The following is a 16456-nucleotide window of genomic DNA, read 5'->3' on the forward strand; positions in this document are numbered from 1 at the left end:
AACTTGGCCTGCCGGATTCACAGTACCAAGCACTGGCAAACCGAATTGATTGCGTTATTCATAACGCGGCGCAAACCAGCGTGATGCGTGATTATCGTAGCCTTCGTGATGCAAACGTGCTGGCTACTCACGTCATGCTGCAACTGGCGACCGTGAGAGGCGTACCTTTCAGCCATATTTCTACCGTTGCGGTTGCACCGAAAGGTGCTGCCCCGTTAATTGAAGACTTTGTCGGGCAACATCAGGGACTTGCCGATGGTTATCAGCAATCTAAGTGGGTCGCTGAAGCTTGGTGGAACAAGCTGCTCAACGCGGCCTTCCCGTCAATGTATACCGCTTGGCAAGAGTCACCGGAGACAGAAAACAAGGCTTTATCAATGCCAAAGACCTTGTCTGGAGCATCATTGCTGCTGGTCTAAATAATCGAGTATTGCCGGAGCTGCATGTCGAAGAGCCTTGGACGCCCGTCGATACCATCAGTGATTTTATCGTTCAACACTCGCTGTCACGACCTGGCAACGATGTCTTTAACGTCACGCCAGAAAACAATATCGCTGTGATGGATATTTTTGGCTGGCTACAGAGCCTGTCGTTTGATTTCGAGCTGGTCAGTCTCAAAGCGTGGTGTCAAACACTCGAGCGCGAAGGTTCAGAGCAGGATAAAACGATCCTCAGTTTCTTTACCCGGACAGACAACTCGCATGATGCGTCAGCGGGTGATGATTCAGCAAGCGACACCAACAGGGTTATCGCGATGGCGTTTGAAGACAGCCGATACCAATCAGCCAGTGAAGCGCTTGGGGTAACGTTACCTGCGATTACCCGCGAGCTGTTCAGCCTTTACCTCGAATATGGCACGACCCATCAACTGATTCCAACACCAATAATACCGCTGCAAAAACAACTGCCTGCATTTATCTCGGCAGACGAATTACCGACAGCGGAAGACCACATGGAGACAATCAATGAGTGACAACAGAAAGCCGCAGCGCGTTCCACCACGACTACTGGAATGTGTGAGAAAGCAGCAAATTTCACCTAACCTTCTGCGAGTGACGGTGACGGGCGAGACCTTGAAAGGGTTCCCGACAGATAAAAAGGGCGCACATATTAAGCTGTTTTTCGCCAACCGTTCGACAGGCACGCTGGTACTGCCGACACTGGACGGTGAACGCATTGTCTGGCCGAAAGACAAACCTGTCACCCGCGCATATACCGTGCGTGATTATCGTGCCGATGTGAATGAGCTAGATATTGATTTTGTCGTCCATGGCGACAATAGCCCCGCTTCGGGTTGGGCGGTAAATGCTGTGCCCGGTTCGAAAATTGGCGTTGCTGGCCCGGGTGGCCCAGACCCGCTTCTTGCTCCTGCTGATTGGCACATCATCGCTGGCGATCTCACTGCCGTGCCTGCGATCAGCGCTATTTTGGAAACACTCGATGACGATGCCCAAGGTCATGTGTTGATCGAAGTGGACTCACTTGAAGATGAGCATTCGCTCATTCACCCGAAAGGTGTGTCGGTGAAATGGTTTCAGCGTGAAAAAGGCCGTAAAACACCACAGTTGGTCGAAGAGATCGGGCAACTGGCGCCGCCATTGGGCACCTCATCTCTTTCCGCATTCATTGCTGGCGAAAACAGCAGTGTTGTTGCTTGCCGCGACAAGTTGATTACTGACTATCAGCTGACTAAGAAAGCACTTTACGCCATTCCTTACTGGCGTCGTGGGCAAGACGAAGAAACCTATCACGAAGAACGTCACACCATCATGGACAAGGTGTATTAACGCCTGAACAACCTATCTGAATGAATCAAGTGGCGCAGCTGCGCCACTTCCCTGAATAATTAGGAAACGACGATGACAAATCAAACACTGAATCTGGACACCTCTTTCGCGCTTCATCAGGAAGGCGAGAAGTACATTGCTGGCTTTACCCAATCTATGATGAAAAAGCCGGAGCAATTTGCCAAAGGCCACTTCCCTGTGTATCTGGCGAAAGGGCAGGGCAGCAAAGTGACCGATGTCGATGGCAACGAATATATCGATTTAATCTGCGGTCTGGCGGCAAATACGCTGGGTCACAACCACCCAGCGGTCGTAAAGGCGATCACTGAGAACCTGACAAATGGTTTGATTCACTCGCTGCCCGCGCCTGTTGAAATCAAAACCGCGAAAAACCTTTTGAGCATCATCCCGGGTGCGGAAAAAGTCCGTTTCTTCAAAACGGGTGCAGATGCTAACTCAGCGGCTATCCGCCTGACTCGTTATGTCACAGGCCGAGAAGAGATTGTGACTATCGGCTATAACGGCTGGCATGACCAATATCAATTTGATACCCCAGGAGTACCTGCTGGTATTCAACAATATACCCATCGTATGCCGCTGTTCACGCCAATGGATGAGCCGAAAATTCTGGAATTGATTAGCGAACGTCATGACAAAATTGCCGCTGTGCTGCTTTCAGTACCTTACAACCGCACACTGACACCTGAGTTCCTCGCCAAAGTCAGACAAGCTTGTACCGACGCGGGTATTTATCTGGTGTTTGATGAGGTCGTAACAGGCTTCCGTCTTGCACTGGGTGGTGCGCAGGAATACTTCGGTGTTCAGGCTGACTTGGTCACACTGTCGAAAGGTATTGCTGCGGGCATGCCGCTGTCTGCGGTTGCGGGTCCATCTGAAACTATGTCTCGCATGGATGAGCTGCAAGTATCAACAACTTTTGGTGGCGAAATGCTGTCGCTTGAAGTGTGTAATGCGGTTATCGATGAATACAAGAGTACCGATTACATTGCTCGCATCGCTCGTCTTGGCCAAATGCTAAAGAGCGAAGTAAACGCTATTTCCCGCTCACTTGAAACGCCACTTGAAGTCGTGGGCTATGACCCGATTCCAATGTTCCTTTTCGCTAAAAACCCGGTTGAGCACGTTAAATTTGCTGAACCCTTCCTCGCTGAAATGGCTAAGCGCGGTGTGCTGATGCGACGTGAAGTGAACTTTATCAGTGGTGCTCACAGTGAAGAAGACATCAATGTTGTTATTAGTGCTGTGAAAGAAGCACTTCAGGCGATGAAAGCTAACGGCCTATTTGATGGTGAAAAAGGGTAACGGGGCAGAAAATGAGTTGTTCTTGTCTACAGCCTTCATGGCTGCAGGGGTTAATGATGTCATTATCGGCGGATGCCGATAATGCGTCAGAGGTAAAACACACTAGCCACCCTGATTTGTCGTCGTATCTGTCACCAAAAGGTGGCGTTGAGCCGAGCACTAAAACACTGATCAAAAATGGCTTTATTTACGCAGCGGACACCGCCAATACTGTCATCGAAAATGGCTGGATTTTGGTTGAGGGCCAGCACATTAAAGCCATGGGTGAAATGAGTAATGATTTACCCGAGTCTGATCATGTTGTTGATGCTGGCGGGAAACTGGTACTTCCCGGTTTCGTCAACCCGCATTGGCATGAAAGCTTTGTCGCCCCGAACCACGAAAAGCCTGATGACAGCGATGTTATGCCGACCGCTTACTCTAACGGTGGCAACATTGAAGCGCTGGGTTCGATGTTTGGGTTTATTTCGACAGTCGGCAGCAAGCTTACCCTCGAAGAGGGAATCGCAATCGCGCGCTGGAGTATGTGGACACAGCTTCGCTCCGGTACCACGGCCCTGGGCGATGTGGCTCTGCCAACAAAGCCGATTCAATGGCTGTAGCAGCAATTGATTTAGGGATGCGCCTAAGGGTTAGTCGCTGGGGATCTGACATTATGATCCCTAACGGTGCGTCCGAATATAAACAAATTGCTGATACACAAGCGCAGACCGAAGATTGGGTGCAGCTCCTTGAAACCTGGCATGATCATAAATCTGGTCTGGTAGGTGGTATGCCGTCTGTGATGGGTGCTTTTGGCAGCTCTGATCACCAGTTACTGGCACTGAAGGAAATCACAGACAAGTACAAATCACCCTATGCGACTCACCTCGCACCACTGAAAAATGAGCGTGAAGCTGTCAGGGGAGTATTTGGTAAAACACCTATCGAACGCTTCGACCATTTCGGTCTTCTGACACACAACTTGCTGGCTGTTCACACGGCGTATGCGTCTGAGACCGAATATCTACGCCTTCTCGAAACGGGTGTCAATATTTGTCACGCTCCAGCGCATTACGGCATGTTGGGTGAAAATACGCTTAGCGAGACCAAGCAACTTGGCCGTTTCCTCCGTGATGGCGTTTGGCTGTCATCGTCTACCGATGGTGATATCACCTTTACAGGTGGGATGTGTGAAGCCATGCGTGGTGCGCACTTAGGCCACAACGAAGCCCTTAACTGCAACACCGCTTGTCCACCAACGCTGGCGCTGAAAACAGGCACCTTATTTGGTGCGAAAGCCTTGGGTTGGTTAGATAAAATCGGCTCTTTGGAAGCGGGTAAGCAAGCAGACATTGTGCTGGTGGATACCAGTGATTATCGCTTCAAATTGGGTAATCACCCGTTACGAACCTATCTTGTCACTGGCTCAAGTCAGGACGTAGATAGTGTGATGGTTGCGGGTGACTGGGTTGTTAAAGATACACGCAGCACGCGATTTGATGAGGCCGAGTTATTTGCTGATTATCAAAAAGCGGTAGCGTCTGCACGACAGCGTATCGGGAGGCCTTCGTGAGTTCCGATAACCAAGGAAATAACGATAAATTTCGTACTCTGGCGTTATTACTTGCCAGTACGATGACGGTAATGGCTGGCGCAACACTGGCGCCGGCATTGCCGGGTATGCAGCTGGCCTTTTCTGATCTGCCTCAGTCAGAGTTCTGGGTCAAAATGTCTATGGCACTGCCTGGACTGGTGATTGCGTTGTGTGCGCCTTTTGTTGGGCAGATGTTAGACAAATCTCGTAAGAAAGCGATTCTGGTCGTTGCGTTATTTGCCTATGCCGCGACGGGTGTCGCAGGCTATTTTTGGCCGGATTCAATCTGGCTCATTCTTGCCAGCAGGGCCATGTTGGGTGTTGCTGTGGCCTGCATAATGGTCGGCTGCACTACGTTGGCAGGCTACTATTTCAAAGGCCCAGACCTTGCCCGATATATGGGCTTGCAAGCTGCGTTTGGTGGCTTTGGCGGTGTTGTCTTTCTGGCGTTAGCAGGTGTATTAGCAGAGCAGAATTGGCATTTTGTTTTCTGTATTTATCTGTTGGCATTGGTTATTACGCCGTTTGTGATGCTGTTCGTTACCGAGCCGCAAAACCTGCGTCTTCGCCAGCAGGTGCGCCGCAGCAACCTGCAGCATCGGTTCCGCGTCGCTCACTGATGTCGTGCTATTTGCTGGCAGGATGCGAAATTCTGGTTTTGTATACCGTTGTTCTTCACTTACCGTTCTTGTTGGTATCGGAAAACCAGATCTCAGCGTCTGAGACGGGCTTCATTTTGTCCCTGTTTCTATTGATGATGTCTCTGGTTTCGATGTTCTACGGAAAGGTAAGCGGAAAACTCAGCATTCCAGCCATTCACTTGCTGGGCTGGTTTGCGATAGGCACAGGGCTTGTGCTTCTTGGGCTGGGACAGTCACTTTCTGTTTTAGTATTGAGCCTGGTGCTGGCCGGTGTTGGCCTTGGTTTGATTCGACCTAACCTCATCATTTGGTTGTTCTCGTTCACGCCCTTGCCACAGCGAGGAAAGGTCATTGGCGGCATAACAACCTGCTTTTTTGTTGGCCAGTTTGCCAGTCCTCTGATCACAGAGCCTGTGGTGCAGTTTTTTGGTAAAGAGTCCGGCTACAGCATGTTATTCCTGCTAATGGGAAGCGTTGCTTTGGGGGTAACATTCATCCTCGCAATCAGGTATTTGCTCACTCAGAAAAGCAGCGAGACGGCAGATAACCTCTAGGTATTGCGTAAATTATTGCCCCGCCATCAAGATCTGATTGATGGAGGGGCAAATTATGAAGAAGTGACAAAACTTAAGTACTACATTCAATTACGACTCAAGCGTAAGACTTACGCACAAGGCTCCGCACTTAGGTTGCTGTGCACTATCACAAGGTTTGCCTCTGTCGGGTACTTATGTATACCGGAGGTAGACTTCGTCTGTCGTGTCATAGAGTTCTCCCATGACAACGATTTTTTCTAACTCTTCCTCTAGATCCCTGATTTTGTTACTCGATGTGACGACCAATTCATCAAATTCCGGCCCTGTTAAATGCAATAAAAGGTTATCGACTGGGCATATCTGGCTTTTAATCGCAATGAATTGCCCCATGCTGCGTGCATCCTGGACAAATTTACGCCGCTCTTCAAAACTGGCGAAATCTTCGAGCGTTTTTACCACAACTTTGGTTTTCTTTCTGGTGACCTGAAATATACCGACCATCAGTTCGAGATCCATTTTCACCCGGATTGCTCCTTTTTTGGTCGCGGCCCGAATGAGCTTTGCCAACTGCTCGTGATATAAGGATTCCAGCGTCAACGTCACTGTTTTCTGCTTGTCGATCAGGATTTGATTTATGAACCGAGATAGCTCATCGACGAAGAACGAATTAATCGCCAATTTACCTTCATATCTGCTGACGAAGAACGTGGTTGCGGTGTGACGAGACATCGAAAATTGTCTGAGCACATCGTCAACGTTCGATTTCTCTTCATCTGTCACGAGTTTTACGTTGAACGACTTTCTCTCGTTGACTGTGTAAGCGTTAAGTTTTGATGCGTCAGCGAGTGCAGATCTTTTTTGTAGATAGTCTTCTCTGACGGCAACATTGGTGATGTCTTCAATATTCACTAATGATGTCAGTGCAGAGAGCTGTTCGACATGTTGTCCTTCAGGTAAAGAAAAGGCTCTAGTTTTACGCGAAAAACTCGCCAAGACTCGCGTGTCGCCGCCAGTTGCCATGCTCTGAAAAGGTATTCTGCAGGTAATTCTTCAGCATTCGCGCAAAAATAATATTTACTGGCTTCTTCCTGATGACTGAAGCAGTAAATCAGCATTTCCTGTTGTTCATTGAGGTGAGTGAGTCTGTCCATGCTGAATATTTGGTCGATAAAGCAGTTGCCGTCGATATCGAGCCAATAGTCCCAGGTGGCCTGATTGTTTTTGTTGAGTAGAGCAAAACGAACCAGATCGTTTTGCATAAACAGAGAAAGAATAGGGGTGGTTTTCGCGATAGCTTGTTTGAGTGCATGTCGCTTGAGGTTCTCAAGACGCTCCTGATTTTCAGTTTGAGGCGCTTTTTCAGAGACAGTATTTTTAATTTTAATGGCTTGGGAGATAAGGGTATTTTCCTGTTCCGCTTTCAGCCCCAACGTAACGTAATAATTGCTGTAACTGAAATCTTCGACTCGAACTACTTCGTAACGCGACCCTTTGTCTAATTCGGGAAGGCGACACTCCTTGGCTAGCTGGGAGAAATGGACTTTTAGTACATCCCCTTTTTGTATTCCATAAGATGCGGTCGCTTTAATCTTTACCCCTGACTTCGAAATATCAAAGGTGTTGGCGTGAATAATGGTGCATCTACTTTGACTAACGTAACAGATGAGGCAATCTTATAGCGGCTTTCTTTGCGCAATATCCCTCTTGCGTATTCAAAGTATTCAGCTTGTAACCAGGGGCGTGAATCGCAGAATGTCTCTTCCTTCGGCTTTTCTGTTCGATTCTTTTTAGCTATCTGTAAGATTTCTTCCCGCAACCCTTCAGTAAACTGTCGGTTGTAGACGTCAGAACGCTTCCTGTAGTGGTTAATGGCGTGATCATCTAGCCAGAACGTTTTACCTGATAAGGTATATTTACGGCATTCACCTCTGACTTTGCCTCTCAAATCTACTGCCTTGTTGCATGGCTCGCTCAATCGTTTTACTTCCATTTTGATCAATAACTTTGCTGACGCAGGGTAAGGCTTTGATAACTCGTCCAGTTTTTGTTCGAAGGCAGTATCATCATCAATGAGGGGAAGCAGTTGCTGAATTTGCTTTTGGTATTGGACTAAATCAGAGCTTGCCATGTTGTAAAACCCAGTTTTTGTTATTGATTTATGAGTTAATTGTAGACCTTAGGGGCAAGTTTTCAGTATGTGTCCACTCTGTTTTCTCTGTGTCGTCGTTAGTATTTAACAGTCTGATTTTTATGTGCCTTTGGTTTGCTCCTTTTCGGTCATATTGCAAATGAATTTGTTTATTAACATCAGGGGTTTTATGGGAGATGCTGTGCAAAAATCGCTGGGGTGCTGAGCTAACGAAAAAAAATAAGACGTAGGTTTTGAGTAGTTATCTACTAAATTTCTGAGGATTTATGAAAAAGACGCTGCTCGTCATGCTGACCTTACTTGTGTCGGCCTGCTCAACCCAATATCCGAATCAATCTGTTGAGGGCAAAGTTTTCCCTTCAATAACAGGGCAAACACTTGAGGAACAACCCGTCAATATGCCTGGGCATTTTTCAGGCAACCTAACGGTGCTGTTAGTGGGTTACGTGCAGGATACGCAGTTTGATATTGATCGATGGCTGATTGGTCTTGATATGACCAAGACTGAGGTGGCTGTCTACGAGTTACCTGCAATACAGGGTATGTTCCCCAGAATGTTTAGTACGTTTATCGACAATGGTATGCGCTCAGGTATACCGAAACCTTTATGGAAAGGGGTGGTAACCATCTATAAAGACGGCGACAAAGTACAGGCATTTACTGGCAACGATCGCCCGAGAAACGCTCGCGTTTTACTACTCGACAAAGAAGGAAAGATCATTTACTTCTACGATGATGGTTTTTCAGTCACCGCGCTGAACGCGCTGAGAGCGCAAATCGATAGTAATCGTTAACCAAAATCCCAATGTTTTTTAAGCCAGCTTCATATTTTGCTGGCTTTTTATTTCTTTCCTCAAACCAAGCCTGCTGTTTACCTCCAGATAATTGATTGTTCTAACATTACTGCTTGACTTTCATCCGTTCAGATCACGATAATGCGCCTTTGATTATGATAATCATTATCATTATCTTTTGGGTGGTTTTGACCCCTTTTAACTCTTTAGCCCGAAAACGGACGTTCCAGCAGAGGAAATCATGCAAACTCTCTCACCATTCATACATGCTGATCCAGTCGGTCGGCTGCCTGCTGTTCATGAACTCAGCAACGACATTGGTTTAACAGAATCCACTTATGACTGGATCGCCCAACAACGCCAACAGATTGCAAACATCATTGACGGTAAAGACAGCCGATTACTGGTGATCATTGGTCCTTGCTCAATCCACAACGTAGAAGCAGGCCTTGAATATGCTGACAGACTCGCCGAGCTGCAGGCGCAGTATCGTGATGAATTATTCATCGTTATGCGAACTTATTTTGAAAAACCAAGAACTCGCACTGGCTGGAAGGGCTGATTGTTGATCCTCACCTTAACGGTAGTCATGACATTAATGACGGTTTGCGAACGGCGAGGCAGTTTCTGGTTGATGTGATCAACAAAGGCATACCGACAGCGACAGAGTTTCTTGATCCTCAGCTTTACCCCTATATCAGCGATTTGATTTGTTGGGGAGCGATTGGTGCCAGAACGACGGAATCTCAAATCCATCGTCAAATGGCATCAGGACTTGGTTGCCCGATTGGCTTTAAAAACGGCACAGATGGCAATATCGATATCGCCATTGATGCAATACACGCAGCACGAGCGCAGCACCTTCTGTGCGTGCCTGATCAGGATAATCACCAACAGGCGGTGATGACAAAAGGAAACGAGAATTGCCACATCATTTTACGTGGCGGTAAAGGGCCAAACTACAGCGAAAAGCATGTTAGCGACGTTGCTGAAAAGTTAAAACAACAGCAGCTGGATACGAGACTTATTGTTGACTGTAGCCACGGTAACAGCGGAAAAATTGCTAAGAATCAGCTCAATGTTGCCAGAGACATTGCCGGGCAATTAAAGAGTCGACACAAGCATATTGCGGGTGTGATGGCTGAGAGTTTTCTGGTTGGGGGAAACCAGAAACTAGGAAATGAAAGTCTGGTATACGGCCAATCTGTAACGGATGAATGTCTAGGGTGGATAGACAGCCGAGAGTTACTAGATATTTTTGCCAGTGCCGTCCGTAGCGTCAAACAAGGCGAGCTTGAAACCGTCTAAGTCCTTTTATCAAGTGAATTGCTGATTATCGAGTGAACTGCTGATTGTTTAGCAGCTCACTCGTGGGCTTCTCAATTGTCCAGTGTTGCGCCTCCATCTATGCGCAAATCATGCATTGTAATGTGGCCAGCCGCTTCTGACAGCAAAAAGAGAACACTTTTCGCGATGTCATCGGGCTCCGCGATCTTTTGTAATGGGATCCCCAAGCGATAACTGGCTGCGTCTCCGGCAATCACATCGTGTTCGCCGTAGGTGTTCGTCCATAACTGTTTTTGCATATCCGTTCGGGTAGAGCCGGGGCTGACAATGTTGCAGCGAATACCATGTGAGGCCAGCTCAATACCAATATTTTTCACCAACATATGCAGTGCAGCTTTCGATGCCGAGTAAGCGCCCATGTTGGGGCGTGGTGTATTTGCCGCGTTTGAACCAATCACGACTATACTGCCAAAGCCCTGTTTTATCATGGCTTTACCGACAGTTTGCATGACACTGAGCGCCCCAAAGCTATTAACAGAAAATATCTTGATAACGTCTTCAATGTTGGCGTCAATCAATGCACCTGTCTGCAATATTCCTGCGCAATTGACCAAATGATCGAGAGGACCAAATTGGCAGATTAAGTCGTCAATCCGTCTGGGCAGCTCGTGATGGCGACTTAGGTCAAGTGTTTGGCATATTAATGTTTCAGAGAAGCTCTCATGCAGTGAGGCAAGGTTTTCCTCTAACGTTTGTGAATCTATATCGGTGGCAATAACCGTTGCTCCGGAGCACAAGAGGTGAGTAACAACGCTGAGTCCGATTCCTTTCGCGGCCCCAGTTACCAGCACGTGTTTTCCAGAGAAGTTGAGGTTCATTTCTTGATATGTTCCTTATCAGTTAAGTATCTGCAAACACTACCAAAAACTGGTGATTTGCAAATGTGACACATGTCTATATTCCTAAAACTAAATACAAATAATAATAATTATCATTCGTAAAATTAAGACTTTGAATGTAGTCTTGCGGCGAATTTATTGATGAAGGTATCAGTCTTCGTTCTATAAGGAATTTTTCATGAAACGTTCAGTAATCGGTTATTCAAAAATGCAGCAGGATCTCTGTGAGCATGAACTTGAAAATGCGAGCTTTTTCTTCTCGTCGCAGGCCAATACCATGATGGGTTTGGGAAAGTCTCTCGAAGTAAATAAGGCCATTAACTTCGACAGTTTGTGGCAAGAAGCCAAGCGATTGCTGGACACTGCAAAGAACGCAGAAAATGATAACCCAGTGCTCTTCGCTGTGGTGCCTTTCGATCAGGAGCATCCAACACGCATGGTAGTGCCTGAGCAACTTTTCATCTCAAGCAGTACTCGTGCATCGGCACCCGAGCAACAAGAGTCAGCGGTCGCAAAGATTATCTCAGGTTTTTCTGACAACCAATATGTTGAGGGGGTTGAAAATGCGCTTCAACGCTTTGAACAAACTGAGCTAAGTAAGGTTGTCTTGTCTCGGGCTGTTGAGGTTGAGACAGAGAGTGATATCAATCAGGCCAAGTTCCTTAAGAACTTGCTCTCTGTAAACAGTAAAGGGTTTACCTTCTCTGTTGATGTGGGTGATGGGAAAAAGTTAATGGGCGCGAGTCCAGAGTTGTTGGTTTCACGCCGTGGTCATTATCTGACATCAAACCCTCTCGCGGGTTCAAGACCACGCAGCAATGATTCATTGGCCAATCAAGAGTCAAGACTGTCGCTGCTCAATACAGCAAAAGATCTTCATGAACATGGGCTCGTAGTCGAAGAAGTAGAGAGGGTTATGAGCAAATATTGCCGTAACCTCTACACGCCAATGGTTCCCTCAGTGATTGAGACAAATACGATGCTGCATCTGTCAACAGTGCTGGAAGGTCAGCTAGACGATCCTGAAACCAGCTCGTTACAAGTTGCATCAGAGTTGCACCCTACACCAGCAGTTTGTGGCTATCCCAGAGAGACGGCTTATGATGCTATCCGCGAACTGGAAGCATTTGATAGGGGTTACTTTACAGGCATGGTCGGCTGGTGCGATGCACGGGGCAATGGTGAATGGGTGGTAACGATTCGCTGTGCCGAAGTCGGTCAAAAAAATGCGGATTTTGCGGGGCGGGATTGTCAATGAATCTCATCCTCAGTCTGAATTTGCTGAAACAAATGCGAAGATGCGAACCATTTTGCGTGCTGCGGGCATCAAGTTGCCAAATATAGATGCTGGAGAAGCTGAACACGCTTAGCAAATCCAGCACCCTCACTTTCAATCGCTGATGGAATGTACAAATCACGGATGTTGTCAGGGGGCAAAAACTTTTTACTGGAAGGCTTTGACGGCCTTCAACCGGAGCCTTTTCTTTCGTATTAGGCTCTTTCCTACCTTAAAACCTACATTTTTCTTCATCTATTTTTGCAATTTTTTTCTACATTTCCTTATGCAGTTAATGTTTTGTATGAATTCCCTTCAAAATATATTATTTTTCATGAATTAAAACGTGACATCGTGTTCGTTTTTATGCGTTTACAGCAAGTCAATATGGCAATTAATTTATATATTTCAATTATTTATATTTTGATTTAAAAGTGATACAAAGTGTATCAAAATTAATAATTAAATCATTATATTTCATATTAATATGTTTTAATTCACTTAATGGGTATTAATTGAAAAAAAGTTCAATATTTTTTCGAACCCCTTCTATCATTAGTTATGTCAGATATACAAAACAACTAAACAAGGAAGGGGAAATAAAACGGTTTAGGGAAGAACATATTTAATTTGGATATTGTGAAAATCTCTGACGGAGATCAGAGGTAAAATAAAAATCACTTTATGCGCTAAAGAATAAACATGATTACTGCCATTAACAGCAGCACATTCTTTATTCGTAGTGATCCAAACCTCTTCCTTACATATTTATACTTAGAACTTATTAAAATATATTACTTAACCTCTACAGATAGGATTTTTAGAGATCTGTTGACGGGAGTTTTTGCGCGAAAAGATTTATTGGAATAATTTTTCGGTAGCGCTTGTGTTGCACACTATTTATTTAAATCGCTATGTGAAATGATTTTTTAACTTTTAACTTTTAACTTTTAACTTTTATTAAGGAATTTAATTATGACTACAGTTAACCCAGTAGGCACAGTGACTTCATCTACTTCTTCTTACAACACTGAGGCTGCAGGCTCTGGCTCTCCAGAACCAAGGTCTAACAATCTTGCAGGCGGTACAGGTAATGGAGCAACAGGTGTTGCAGCCGAACAAAATACACAAAACAGACTCTTAGGCGGTGATGAAGGTGGTTTTGACATTGGCGGGGTAATTAACACAGTCGCAGAGGTAGCAAAAGGTATTCTTGGTTTCGTGCTTAAACTAACAGGATCAAATGATGGCTTAAATACGCCAGTTGGTGATGCGATAGATAATGGTGCAAATACAGCTAATGGTGTTATCGACACTGTCACCTCAGTTGTAGGTACTGTTATTAATGTCGTCACAGGTATCTTTGACTTCTTTGGTGGGTTGTTTGGTAAAGACAAAGAAGAAGGTGAGGCATCTACCTCCGCATCAGCTGCATAATAAATCTTAATTCCCCACTTTAAGTAAACTAAGGCCGGTTTTTCCGGCCTTTTTATTTGGTGGTTTATTGTCGGTATAAATATGCTTTTAAAAAATAATGGAATGTCTTTTTCATTATTAAAATTTAATGAAGAAAATGGGAAGGAAATTGTGCTTTGCCTGCATGGATTTCCAGATAATAACCAAAGCTTCAACCAGCAAATAAAGGGTTTGATCGCTTCAGGATATCAAGTTGTGGTACCAAATATTCGGGGCTATGAGACAACATCTTTATCACCCGATGGTGATTATCATCTCCATTTAATGGTTGACGATGTGAATGCTTGGATTAAACAGCTCGGTGAGGAAAAAGTACACCTTATCGGCCATGACTGGGGAGCGATTATTGCCTATTTATTTGCCAACGAGTATCCAGATAAACTTCTTAGTCTTACTACGATCGCTATCCCTCCATTACACCACTTTGAGTGGGCATTGATTAAACACCCTAAACAACTCTTACTGTCTTGGTACACCTTATTTTTTCATCTGTGGGGCATATCTGATTGGTGGCTTGAAAGGAACAACTGGGCATTTGTTGACACGTTATGGCGGAATTGGTCTCCGGATTGGGAAGCCTCCTCAGAGACATTGAATTCAGTAAAACAAACACTTTCCCAGCCTGGAGTGAAAAAAGCGGTTTTAGGGTATTACCGTCATTTTATCCTCGACCATTTTACACAAGGGGCTCGAAAGGTCCGTAAAATGGCCAAAAAAACAACTAACGTTCCGACACTGGCGATTACTGGTGCAAATGATGGTTGTATGTCCTCAAAGATTTACGACTATGCTGTTGATCCTAAAATGTTCACAAGAGGGATTAGGGTGGAGAGAGTAAGTGGTGCCGGGCACTTTGTTCATCAGGAAAAGCCAGAGATTGTAACGCCAATGCTGGTTGAGTTTTTTGATAGCCACAACGCTGAAAACCGCTAAGACTAAACGCTTCGACTGACTTTTTGCTTTGAAATTAGGCTTTTGAGAACTGAATCGAGGTTTGGCGACTATCTCTGGGACATGTCTGAGAAACCGTGCTTTACTGCTCCGCGAAACGTGTTCAACAGTATTCAAATGAGGCCAATGGCCACATGGAGGAAAGTTTATGAGTGTATCAGTATCAGCAAGCTGGGTTTTGAGTCAGGCTGACGAATCAATGCTCTCTGGTTGTTAATTTATTCATTAAACAACAGACGCTTACTATCACCTCTCTCAGAAACCCGGATTCTCCGGGGTCAAAAAAGACCCTCAATTATTTCTAATTGACGCACCCGACGGCGATTCATGCCGACCGTTTATGTGCATAGGGTATTCCTTACGTGAAAACATCAACTATTTTATCTGGTTCTTTATCGCTTCAAACACTAGGCTGGCGAAATAACTTTCAACAGCAGATGACTCTCGATCAGATTGAGCACTATGTTCCTGCCCGTGTGATTGAGCAACACAGAAGTGAATTAGTGCTTGCGACAGAAAAGGGCGCAATAACATTACTCGTTCGTCCATCCACGCCAAAAGCGACGGTTGGCGACTGGCTACTCATCGGGCAAGACAATCAATGTTTACTTTTAGACCGACACTCACTGTTTCAACGCCGAGCAGTCGCGAATGACGGGACTAACCAACTGATAGCGGCCAATGTCGATACAGCCTTTATTGTCTGCTCAATGAATGAGGACTTTAACCTAAACCGTATTGAGCGATACCTTGCTTTGTGTCGACAGGCAAATGTTCAAGCTGTTGTGGTGATGTCAAAAGCTGATTTGTGTGAACAACACGATGATATGTTGGCTTCAGTTCAGCGGCTTGACGCCATGTTGCCAGTCATACCTGTCAATGGCCTTGATACAGATAGCGTATCTGTTCTTCATCCATGGTGTGCGGAAGGGCAGACCATCGTACTGCTTGGTTCGTCTGGCGTTGGTAAGTCTACGTTGGTCAATACGCTCTGCGGTGCAAACGTACAACTGACAAGCGGTATACGCGAGGACGATGCCAAGGGGCGGCATACCACGACATCGCGATCGGTGCACTTAATACCAGCTGGCGGTTTGCTTATTGATGTGCCGGGTATGCGAGAGATCCAACTCTCATCGGATGATGACGCTGTCCGTGAAGCATTTACTGATATCGCATCACTTGTGTCAGAGTGCCGTTTTACTGATTGTCAGCATCAAACCGAACCTGGCTGTCAGATACTAAAGGCGCTTGAGTGCGGCACATTGGATACGCGCAGGTGGCACAACTACCTGAAACTGATGCGTGAGCAGGAGAGAGCAAACCAGACTGTTGCGCAGCAACGCGCCAAGTTCCGCACGCAAAAGAAATTAAATAAGGTGACAAATCTAGAAATCAACCGACTCAAACAAAGAGAGTAATTACTCGCATTTTTTTGCCACTTCAATAAGAACTTTTTGTTTTTTTCGGGGTGGCAAATCATCAACACAGGATAATTTACTGGATTAACAGATCAAGATTACGATTGTGTGACTTGTCAATTACCGTTTTTTTCATACATTGCGCTGTCACGCAAAATTGAAGGTTACTGATATAACAGGGCTTTCTTCTATCGAGTCAGTTAACACTTATTTTATTCACCACTAACAACTTCAGTGTTTGCATGATTATCTACTACCACTGCCAGCAACTATGACCAAGTTGACTGGCTATATCACCTTTTCTAATAAAATCATGAGGTCAAGGATGCAAACACGACTC

The 16456-nt window shown here is 45.6% G+C and carries 14 protein-coding genes and 3 pseudogenes; 13 read left to right on the forward strand and 4 right to left on the reverse strand.

From position 1 onward, the window contains the following. Positions 1-8 precede the first annotated feature (8 nt). The 7 genes and pseudogenes from CS022_RS27255 (at position 9) to CS022_RS08600 (ending at position 5881) form a co-directional block, all read left to right on the forward strand. Positions 9-973: pseudogene (locus CS022_RS27255) on the forward strand (SDR family oxidoreductase). Further along, positions 966-1787 carry a siderophore-interacting protein gene (locus tag CS022_RS08580; protein WP_129121942.1) on the forward strand — a complete coding sequence of 274 codons (822 nt, stop codon included), beginning with the start codon at positions 966-968 and terminating at the stop codon, positions 1785-1787. The pseudogene CS022_RS27255 and the gene CS022_RS08580 overlap by 8 nt, the downstream one beginning before the upstream one ends. A 72-nt stretch (positions 1788-1859) precedes the next feature. Further along, the gene (locus tag CS022_RS08585; protein ID WP_129121943.1) at positions 1860-3110 is read left to right on the forward strand and encodes an aminotransferase class III-fold pyridoxal phosphate-dependent enzyme; all 1251 of its coding nucleotides are present in this window, start codon (positions 1860-1862) and stop codon (positions 3108-3110) included. Between the two features lie 11 nt (positions 3111-3121). Further along, a complete protein-coding gene (locus tag CS022_RS25275) occupies positions 3122-3712 on the forward strand; it encodes an amidohydrolase family protein (RefSeq protein ID WP_201746243.1) in 591 nt (196 codons plus the stop codon). Then, entirely contained in the window at positions 3703-4665 is a 963-nt protein-coding gene (locus CS022_RS25280; RefSeq protein ID WP_201746244.1) for an amidohydrolase family protein, read from the forward strand. Before CS022_RS25275 ends, CS022_RS25280 begins: the two co-directional genes overlap by 10 nt. Then, positions 4662-5306 (forward strand): MFS transporter, encoded by a 645-nt coding sequence (locus CS022_RS26155; RefSeq protein ID WP_129121944.1) that lies wholly within the window; start codon positions 4662-4664, stop codon positions 5304-5306. Before CS022_RS25280 ends, CS022_RS26155 begins: the two co-directional genes overlap by 4 nt. Then, the gene (locus tag CS022_RS08600) at positions 5306-5881 is read left to right on the forward strand and encodes an MFS transporter (RefSeq protein ID WP_235869348.1); all 576 of its coding nucleotides are present in this window, start codon (positions 5306-5308) and stop codon (positions 5879-5881) included. Before CS022_RS26155 ends, CS022_RS08600 begins: the two co-directional genes overlap by 1 nt. A 174-nt stretch (positions 5882-6055) precedes the next feature. On the opposite strand, the gene CS022_RS08605 is transcribed toward CS022_RS08600, so the two are convergent. The 3 genes from CS022_RS08605 to CS022_RS08615 all read right to left on the reverse strand — a co-directional run bounded on the left by CS022_RS08605 (position 6056) and on the right by CS022_RS08615 (position 7991). Beyond that, complete coding sequence (locus CS022_RS08605) at positions 6056-6856, reverse strand: hypothetical protein (RefSeq protein WP_161569601.1); 801 nt, start codon at positions 6854-6856, stop codon at positions 6056-6058. Next, a complete protein-coding gene (locus tag CS022_RS08610) occupies positions 6781-7293 on the reverse strand; it encodes a hypothetical protein (protein ID WP_129121947.1) in 513 nt (170 codons plus the stop codon). Before CS022_RS08610 ends, CS022_RS08605 begins: the two co-directional genes overlap by 76 nt. A gap of 161 nt (positions 7294-7454) precedes the next feature. Continuing rightward, entirely contained in the window at positions 7455-7991 is a 537-nt protein-coding gene (locus CS022_RS08615; RefSeq protein WP_129121948.1) for a hypothetical protein, read from the reverse strand. A gap of 287 nt (positions 7992-8278) precedes the next feature. Here CS022_RS08615 and CS022_RS08620 point away from each other — a divergent pair, with 287 nt between their 5' ends. After that, positions 8279-8806, forward strand: a complete 528-nt coding sequence (locus tag CS022_RS08620; protein ID WP_129121949.1) for a hypothetical protein — start codon at positions 8279-8281, stop codon at positions 8804-8806. 241 nt (positions 8807-9047) lie between these two features. Beyond that, positions 9048-10114: pseudogene (locus tag CS022_RS08625) on the forward strand (3-deoxy-7-phosphoheptulonate synthase). Positions 10115-10185: 71 nt separating this feature from the next. On the opposite strand, the gene CS022_RS08630 reads toward CS022_RS08625, so the two are convergent. Then, on the reverse strand, positions 10186-10971 hold the full coding sequence (locus CS022_RS08630) for a 2,3-dihydro-2,3-dihydroxybenzoate dehydrogenase (RefSeq protein WP_129121950.1): 786 nt from the start codon (positions 10969-10971) through the stop codon (positions 10186-10188). A 199-nt stretch (positions 10972-11170) separates the two neighbouring features. Between CS022_RS08630 and CS022_RS08635 the strand changes: the two are divergent. The 4 genes and pseudogenes from CS022_RS08635 to rsgA all read left to right on the forward strand — a co-directional run bounded on the left by CS022_RS08635 (position 11171) and on the right by rsgA (position 16116). Beyond that, positions 11171-12362 (forward strand): annotated as a pseudogene (locus tag CS022_RS08635) (isochorismate synthase). A gap of 881 nt (positions 12363-13243) precedes the next feature. Next, positions 13244-13705, forward strand: a complete 462-nt coding sequence (locus tag CS022_RS08640; RefSeq protein WP_129121951.1) for a hypothetical protein — start codon at positions 13244-13246, stop codon at positions 13703-13705. An 81-nt stretch (positions 13706-13786) separates the two neighbouring features. Beyond that, positions 13787-14677, forward strand: a complete 891-nt coding sequence (locus CS022_RS08645; protein ID WP_129121952.1) for an alpha/beta fold hydrolase — start codon at positions 13787-13789, stop codon at positions 14675-14677. Positions 14678-15057: 380 nt separating this feature from the next. Beyond that, a complete protein-coding gene (gene rsgA / locus CS022_RS08650; RefSeq protein WP_235869336.1) occupies positions 15058-16116 on the forward strand; it encodes a ribosome small subunit-dependent GTPase A in 1059 nt (352 codons plus the stop codon). Positions 16117-16456: the final 340 nt, after the last annotated feature.

The sequence above is a fragment of the Veronia nyctiphanis genome (assembly GCF_004116385.1).
Taxonomy (GTDB): domain Bacteria; phylum Pseudomonadota; class Gammaproteobacteria; order Enterobacterales; family Vibrionaceae; genus Veronia; species Veronia nyctiphanis.

What these genes read in the sequence shown, in the direction of transcription:
- CS022_RS08585 (WP_129121943.1), top strand. Translation starts at nt 1,860, where the DNA reads ATGACAAATCAAACACTGAATCTGGACACCTCTTTCGCGCTTCATCAG.
- CS022_RS08615 (WP_129121948.1), bottom strand. Translation starts at nt 7,991, where the DNA reads ATGGCAAGCTCTGATTTAGTCCAATACCAAAAGCAAATTCAGCAACTG.
- CS022_RS08620 (WP_129121949.1), top strand. Translation starts at nt 8,279, where the DNA reads ATGAAAAAGACGCTGCTCGTCATGCTGACCTTACTTGTGTCGGCCTGC.
- CS022_RS25275 (WP_201746243.1), top strand. Translation starts at nt 3,122, where the DNA reads ATGAGTTGTTCTTGTCTACAGCCTTCATGGCTGCAGGGGTTAATGATG.
- CS022_RS08630 (WP_129121950.1), bottom strand. Translation starts at nt 10,971, where the DNA reads ATGAACCTCAACTTCTCTGGAAAACACGTGCTGGTAACTGGGGCCGCG.
- CS022_RS08600 (WP_235869348.1), top strand. Translation starts at nt 5,306, where the DNA reads ATGTCGTGCTATTTGCTGGCAGGATGCGAAATTCTGGTTTTGTATACC.
- CS022_RS08645 (WP_129121952.1), top strand. Translation starts at nt 13,787, where the DNA reads ATGCTTTTAAAAAATAATGGAATGTCTTTTTCATTATTAAAATTTAAT.
- CS022_RS08580 (WP_129121942.1), top strand. Translation starts at nt 966, where the DNA reads ATGAGTGACAACAGAAAGCCGCAGCGCGTTCCACCACGACTACTGGAA.
- CS022_RS08640 (WP_129121951.1), top strand. Translation starts at nt 13,244, where the DNA reads ATGACTACAGTTAACCCAGTAGGCACAGTGACTTCATCTACTTCTTCT.
- CS022_RS25280 (WP_201746244.1), top strand. Translation starts at nt 3,703, where the DNA reads ATGGCTGTAGCAGCAATTGATTTAGGGATGCGCCTAAGGGTTAGTCGC.